Below are 6,970 nucleotides of genomic sequence, written 5' to 3' on the forward strand. Positions count from 1 at the left end.
TATACTTATGTAATAAGCTAAGGGCTTGTCGGCAACGGCAGGCCCTTAGCGGCATATAAGGGGACTAGTAGGGATGAATACAATTATTAAGCTAAACCTCCAGGATGATAGTACCGTTAATGAACTATGGAGCCTCCAGCATAAGGCCTACCGGCTAGAAGCGGAGTTAATAGGGTTTCGTGAGATCCCGCCGCTTATGGAGACGAGAGAGATGCTCAGCCACTCTAAAGAGGATTTTTACGGCTGCTTTGATGAAGATGAAGAACTGATGGGTGCTATTGCTATAGAAGAAGAATCCCCGGGCAAACTCACGATTACAAGGATGATGGTGGGACCGGACTTTTTCCGCAGAGGTATTGCAAGCTGTCTCTTGGAATATGTATTTGAACATTTTTCAGGGATGGAGCAATACATCGTATCTACGGGGAAGCTAAACCTGCCTGCCGTTTCTTTGTACAGCAAGCATGGTTTTGTACCTATGGGATCGCAGGAAGTTGCTCCCGGTGTGGAATTGATTGATTTTTATCGGAGTGGTTCACTTTGAAGAAGCATATACACAGACCCATGTTTACGAAAGGAGGAGCCGAGATATGACAAATGATTCTGCAATACTCTCAGCGCAGGAAGAGCAGCGGGGTTCAGCCGATCTTGAGACTACGGAGAGTGAGATTCAGAAGAAGATAATCCCTCCACGTCCAAAACGGCGCCGCCGCAAACGCAAATTTATCGCTGGACTATTGGCAGCTCTCATCCCAGGAACTGGGCACTTATACTTTGGGCTTCTCCGCAAAGGAATTACCTTTATCTTCTTGATACTATTGGATATCTCAGCTTTAATTTATTTCTCATCCATTGGAATGCAGATTAATGTTCCGTTGCTTATTTTACTTGCACTGATTATTCCGGCGATATATTTCTATAATGTGTATGATGTACTGCAATCAGCGGACAAGATTCTCCGTTACCCTGAAGATCAAGAGCTTGATGATCCTGTGGCAAAAATAACTACACCTCCTAAGCGTCGTAGTATCGTCAGTGAACCTGGCGTATCCTTTGGATTTCTACTTCTTTTAGGGGGAGCGCTTCTCATTCTGTTTCGCCAAAAGCCAGCATGGCTGCAATTTTTTATTGAGCATTACTCCGAAGTGGCCGTGTCTGCAGTTTTATTATGTGGTGGTATATATGTAGGAGCGAGAGAAATTGTCAGAGGAATCGTTTCGCGCAAGAAAAATGAGTCTCATAACCGGCGTGTAGGAAGATATACGGCATCGGTCTTGCTTATTGCTATTGCCATCCCGTTGTTTCTGGATTGGAGAGACGGGTCGGATTATATGCTTTTACTCTTGAAGTGGTGGCCGGTCATCCCAGTGTTATGGGGGATTGAGTTCCTGTTCATGTATTTCTTCTCTGGTCGTTCAGGCTCTGTACAAAAGGGAACAAGAATCAGATTGGATTTACGCGGCCTTTTATCTGCTATATTGCTTGCTGCGAGTGTGTTTATCGTTGCCGAACAAGAACATTACTTATATCTGTGGAAAAATGTGAGTCTCAACCTTACAGCAGCTGCAGTCGACTATGGCGAGGCGAAGGGAAGTAAATTTCAGAAGGCTCCGCTTATCGTTCCAGTGAAGCTAAATACAGCCAAAATATCCGTTGATGGTATTAATGGAGATATTTTATTGCACCGGGCTCCCGTAGATAATATTCAGATTACTACTACAGTTTGGGTAGATCAATTGGAAGGTCCGATGGCTGAGGCCATTTCGGAACAGTCCTTTGTGGATGTTGTTGAAGGACCAACTATAAAAATAACTTCAAACAGCAAGGCGTACGGAGAATCAGGTAAGCGTCAGCCGCGAATGGATTTGGACATTTCTTTGCCGGAAGACCGCCGTTTTAACCTAGATGTTCGCACTATGAATGGTGGGATCACCCTGCAGAACATAGAAGCGATCGAAGATATTTCGCTGGAAACGGGAAATGGAGAACTTATTCTTCATCGTATCTTTGGTAATGTGAAAGGGAAAACACTGAATGGAGCTGTGCGTGCGAGATCCGTCCAGGGCAGCGTTGATTTATCAACGAGCGGTGGCAATATGAATGCTTGGAATGTCACAGGAGCCTTGAAATTATCAACGGCAGTTGGCAATATCGGTGCAACCGGGAATGAAGCCGAGATCGATATTTCTAGCAAAAATGGTAATTTAGAGATTGATGGAGCCAGATCGAAGCTGCATGCAGAATCCTTGAATGGCATCATTGATGTTCGTTCACATGAAATTGGAGGAGACTGGGACATTTATAGTGCAGTTGGCGATATTCAATTGTATTTGCCGCAGTTAGGGAACTATAAGTTGAATGGCTCAAGTGGATATGGTGATATTATTTCAGATTTACCTACCTTAACCATTGATAAGAAGAAGATATCTGGTGAAGTGGGCACAGGTGAGTTCAAGATTCAGGTTGAGGGAAACAGCAACTTAAATGTGAGAGGTTATTGAAAAAAGTAATTTTTCTTATATAATAATGAATATAATGTATCGACTTCGTTGACAAGATTGAAAACCCAGTCTTACAATTATAAGAAATATTTCTTTTATTTTTAAATTTAAAAGGCGGTGACAGTCATGGGGAGTGGCGTACAACATGCATTGGAACAATTAAAAACAACAGGTGTCCGTATAACGCCCCAGCGTCATGCGATTCTTACGTATTTGATGGAAGCAATGAATCATCCTACAGCTGACGATATATATCGGGCATTAGAGCCTAAATTTCCGAGCATGAGCGTGGCAACCGTATATAATAATCTCAAGATGTTTATGGAAGCTGGCATGGTTCGTGAGTTGACCTATGGGGATAGCTCCAGCCGTTTTGATGCCAATGTGTCTGATCATTATCATGTTATATGTCAGAAATGCGGTAAGATTGAGGATTTCAGTTATCCTTCGCTTAGGGATGTAGAGCTGCATGCTGAGCAAGCTACAGGCTTTAAGATTACAGGATTGCGTATGGAGCTGCATGGATTTTGCAAAAGTTGTAGAGAGAAGCAGCATTAAGACTAGAATAGAACGGTATCAAGGCGATCTACCAAGTTATCACTAAACGTGCGAAATCCGAAAGCGGAGGACTCACGTTTTTATTTTTTTACAAATATAAGAACGACAACGTCATTTCTTCTTGAATATAACAATTTGTAGGATAAATGACTATTTTCTACTGGTTATACGAAACCAAGTGGATGTTATAATCGTAATGTTAGACTCTACTAAAAATCATATTATTATCTGGAGGATATATTTTGGACAGAAGACTGGGACAGAGGCGCGTCAAAAAGCGCGGAGGTTTTTTTAGGCGGTTATTTGGACTTTTAATCATTGTAGCAGCAGCATATTGGGTAGTGTTTTATGTATTGCCAAATCGTCAGCACATAGATGTAGATTGGAAAGCTCAAGCGCACCCCATCTTTGTAAAAGGAGAGCATACAGGTTATTCTGCCTCGGGGACTGGAGATAGCATGCTATTACCATTACCATTGTTGCAAGAGTATGTGGATCCTTCCATTCGTTATGAAGAGAAGACGAAATCGGTCATCCTATCAACGGATAGTGAGCTCCTTTACATGCAGGAGGATAAAACCGATGCTAGTCTGAACAACCGTCCGCTGCAACTGCGGCTAGCGCCTGAAGTAAGGGAGAAAGTGACCTACCTTCCTGCGGATGTATTAGAAGATCTATATGGGTTTGAAATACAGGAGGATACGAATACCGGAGCAATACTGCTAATGACGGCAGGAGAGTCTGTCTCGCTAGGAAAAGTTAAAGGTGAAAAAGGCGACAAGGCAGTAGCTCTACGAAATGAGGCATCCATCCACGCACCTATAGTTGCGGATATGTCTCCTGGGGCAGTCGTGAATATTTGGAATGAAGAAAATAAGGACTGGCTGTTTGTGCAATTAAGCAGCGGGTATGCAGGTTATGCCAAGGCAAGTGATATTGTTCGGGATGGTCAAAAGACAGTGGAACCGAAAAAATCCACGCCAACACGCGCTGAACGTAACTGGAAAGGGAAGTCAGTGAATTTGTATTGGGAGGCTGTTTACCAACGCAAACCTAACCCAGAAACCTTCGGTGAGCTACCAGGCGTTAACGTGGCTAGCCCAACATGGTTTAGTATTATAGATGGTGATGGCAATGTGCGCAGTCAGGCCGACAGTGCGTATGTGCAGTGGGCGCATGGGCGCGGGTTAGAGGTATGGGGGTTGCTTAGCAATAGCTTCGATCCAGACATGACTACTGAGGCATTGTCCAGCTATGAGAAACGGATGAATGCAATCGTACAGATCTTAGAATATTCGGATCTATACAATTTGGATGGAATTAATATCGATTTTGAGAATGTGTATACGAAAGACGGAGAGAATGTCACTCAATTTATGAGAGAACTAAAACCGATGGCTCAGGCTAAGAATCTAATCGTCTCCATAGACGTGACACCTAAATCCAATAGCGAGATGTGGTCAGCATTCCTTGATCGTAAGGCTCTTGGGACATTAGTCGATTATCTAATCGTGATGGCTTATGATGAACATTGGGCAGCTAGCCCTATCGCGGGCTCTGTTGCCTCCTTACCTTGGGTAGAGAATTCAATAAGCCGGATCATAGAGGAAGACAATGTGCCGCCTGAGAAGGTGATTTTGGGGATCCCATTGTACACCCGCATCTGGACTGAGGCTCAAGTAGATGGCAAGACAAAGGTAAGCTCCAAATCCGTTAGTATGAATGCCGTTGAAAAAATTATCAAAGAGAAGAAGCTAACTCCTACATTTGATAAGGCTGCTGGGCAGAATTACGTAGAGTACAAGGAAGATGGCGCTCTTAAGAAAATATGGATAGAAGATAAGGTGAGCTTAAAATCAAGAGTTGAGCTTGCTAAGTCCATGGGGCTTGGAGGCATCGGATCATGGAATCGCAGTTTTAGCAATCCATCAGCATGGGAAGCATTACAAGAGATTCATAAGTAATCATAATTTCATTTATAACAAACAAAGAGGCTCCCATATCGGGGGCCTCTTTGTTGTATTAACAAATATTGAGTGCATTTTAACTAGTTAGTAATGAGCCTCTGTAAGGTGTGTTTAGTGGTTTAGTTGCTGATGCTCAAGCTGATCTGCAGTAATAGTAGCCTCAGCCCGATCCATAGTAAGAATGGTGTGGCAGAACATACAGCGGTCTGTTTTACCGAGCATCTTGGTCAGCTTGTGACACTCAGGGCACTCTAGCTGAACTGCACTCGTTGAGAGCATGCCAGCCCAGAAATAGATCGCAAGACTTGCCATCATGGAAATTAAACCGATTACAAGTCCGATTCCAGCGAATACTTTCCCAGTCGATCCCCAGAATACGATGCCTGCTGTACCCAAAACCATAAGTCCCATTCCGAGCATTGTGAGCAGTAATCCCCATGTGCGAAAAGCGTTGATCTTAGCCGTTTTAAACTTCATGAGTGTTTGCTCCTAACTAAATATAGTTGGGTTGTCCAGAAGGAACTGTCTTTCATATGTAGAATAATTATTATAACTGAATTATAACTGACTGGACGCAAATTCGCCAAATTTAATGGAGGGAAGCATGGAATTATCCAATGTAACTTTGTTGAGTGGAGAAACGTTTGAAGAAAATGTTTTAGGAGCTGTCGCTTTGCGGCAGAAAGGGAGTACTCCTTTTCAAAGCGCGCTACTTCACGATTTTGATATGGTTGTGTTAGTTTTACATGAGGAACAGGATTTAGAACATATTGTTCGCCACACCATTGCCGGTGACACACGGACCCAGTCAGTCCATATTGGCCTTTCCGCTTTGGAGCGGGCTGTCATGGCGGGAGATAATAACGAGCTCCTTACTAGTTTGATGATTGGGGAAGTGATCTGGGATCCCAAAGGAATACTAGGGGATATGCGCCGGGAGATTTTACAATTTGAAGGGCCTCTTAAGGAACGAGTTGAGTTCATGGAGTTTGCACGATTCTTGCATTTGTATGTGAAATCTAAACGGTATATAGAAGCTGGCTACATTATGGATGCGTATAACTGTGTATTGATGGCTCTATATCATTGGGCAAGAATAGAAGTGAGTGAATCTGGTTCATTTCCAGAGCCGGCTGTTTGGGAGCAGGTTAAAAGTATGAACACTTCTGTCCATAAACTATATGAGGAACTAACCATCAGCACGGAGACCTTAGAGCAAAGAGTAGAGCTTGTTCTTCTAGCCTGTGAATTTGGGATCATGTCCAAAATGACGGATTGTTGTGCATTGCTTTTCAATATTCTGAATAGCCGTAAGGAAGCATGGAGTATAAAAGAATTACTACAGCATTCTGGCCTGTGTCAATTAGAGGCTGAGTTGCCCCTAGTTTTACGAAAGCTTGTTTCTCGTTCGCTAATCCGTGAGATTACTTTATGGGCTGACGGTCATGGGGGAGAGGGGCATGCGATCCGATATACCTTATAAAGAAGAAATTAGATGCAGGATTTGCCGGTAATCTATAGATAAAATAAGTAGGGATAGGGAGAGGCTGAGCACTCTCTTTTTTGTTTGCTCGCTATTATGATGCGCTCATATTTATTCTAATAAATTTATGGTTGACTCTTTCCTAGTTCATGTGTTAAATTATAACTCGTCCCTCTGACACAGAGATGTGCTTTCGAAAACATTCGAAAGACAACCGAAAAAAGAAATTAAAAAAAAGGTTGACTAAAACGAGGACGCTGTGATATATTATAAAGGTCGCTGCTGAACAACACAACGACGAAATAAACAGCTTGATCTTTGAAAACTGAACAACGAGTGAGTAGGAAATCACGAAAGTGATATCCGAAATTAGAGAATTAATTTTCTCGTCAGATGTTTCAAAATGAGCATATCGCTCTTTTCAATACTAATTGGAGAGTTTGATCCTGGCTCAGGACGAA

At 42.8% G+C, this 6,970-nt stretch carries 6 protein-coding genes; 5 read left to right on the plus strand and 1 reads right to left on the minus strand.

Annotation, left to right across the window (positions count from 1 at the left end):
- Window positions 1-73: 73 nt before the first annotated feature.
- From ACQKMP_RS26755 to ACQKMP_RS26770, 4 genes are all read left to right on the plus strand, one after another.
- Window positions 74-544 carry a GNAT family N-acetyltransferase gene (locus ACQKMP_RS26755; RefSeq protein WP_341051677.1) on the plus strand — a complete coding sequence of 157 codons (471 nt, stop codon included), beginning with the start codon at window positions 74-76 and terminating at the stop codon, window positions 542-544.
- A gap of 46 nt (window positions 545-590) precedes the next feature.
- Window positions 591-2,501 carry a DUF4097 family beta strand repeat-containing protein gene (locus ACQKMP_RS26760; protein ID WP_340972835.1) on the plus strand — a complete coding sequence of 637 codons (1,911 nt, stop codon included), beginning with the start codon at window positions 591-593 and terminating at the stop codon, window positions 2,499-2,501.
- Between the two features lie 126 nt (window positions 2,502-2,627).
- Window positions 2,628-3,059, plus strand: coding sequence for a Fur family transcriptional regulator (locus tag ACQKMP_RS26765; protein ID WP_042191799.1), 432 nt, complete (start codon window positions 2,628-2,630; stop codon window positions 3,057-3,059).
- 242 nt (window positions 3,060-3,301) lie between these two features.
- Window positions 3,302-5,023, plus strand: coding sequence for a glycosyl hydrolase family 18 protein (locus tag ACQKMP_RS26770; protein ID WP_427471925.1), 1,722 nt, complete (start codon window positions 3,302-3,304; stop codon window positions 5,021-5,023).
- Between the two features lie 114 nt (window positions 5,024-5,137).
- Here the strand turns inward: ACQKMP_RS26770 and ACQKMP_RS26775 are convergent, their stop codons facing one another.
- Window positions 5,138-5,503 (minus strand): DUF2614 family zinc ribbon-containing protein, encoded by a 366-nt coding sequence (locus ACQKMP_RS26775; RefSeq protein ID WP_076285462.1) that lies wholly within the window; start codon window positions 5,501-5,503, stop codon window positions 5,138-5,140.
- A 127-nt stretch (window positions 5,504-5,630) separates the two neighbouring features.
- Between ACQKMP_RS26775 and ACQKMP_RS26780 the strand changes: the two genes are divergently transcribed.
- Window positions 5,631-6,509, plus strand: a complete 879-nt coding sequence (locus tag ACQKMP_RS26780) for a nucleotidyltransferase-like protein (RefSeq protein WP_042191792.1) — start codon at window positions 5,631-5,633, stop codon at window positions 6,507-6,509.
- Window positions 6,510-6,970: the final 461 nt, after the last annotated feature.

Source organism: Paenibacillus sp. NPDC101420 (genome assembly GCF_050277435.1).
Lineage (GTDB): Bacteria > Bacillota > Bacilli > Paenibacillales > Paenibacillaceae > Paenibacillus_AQ.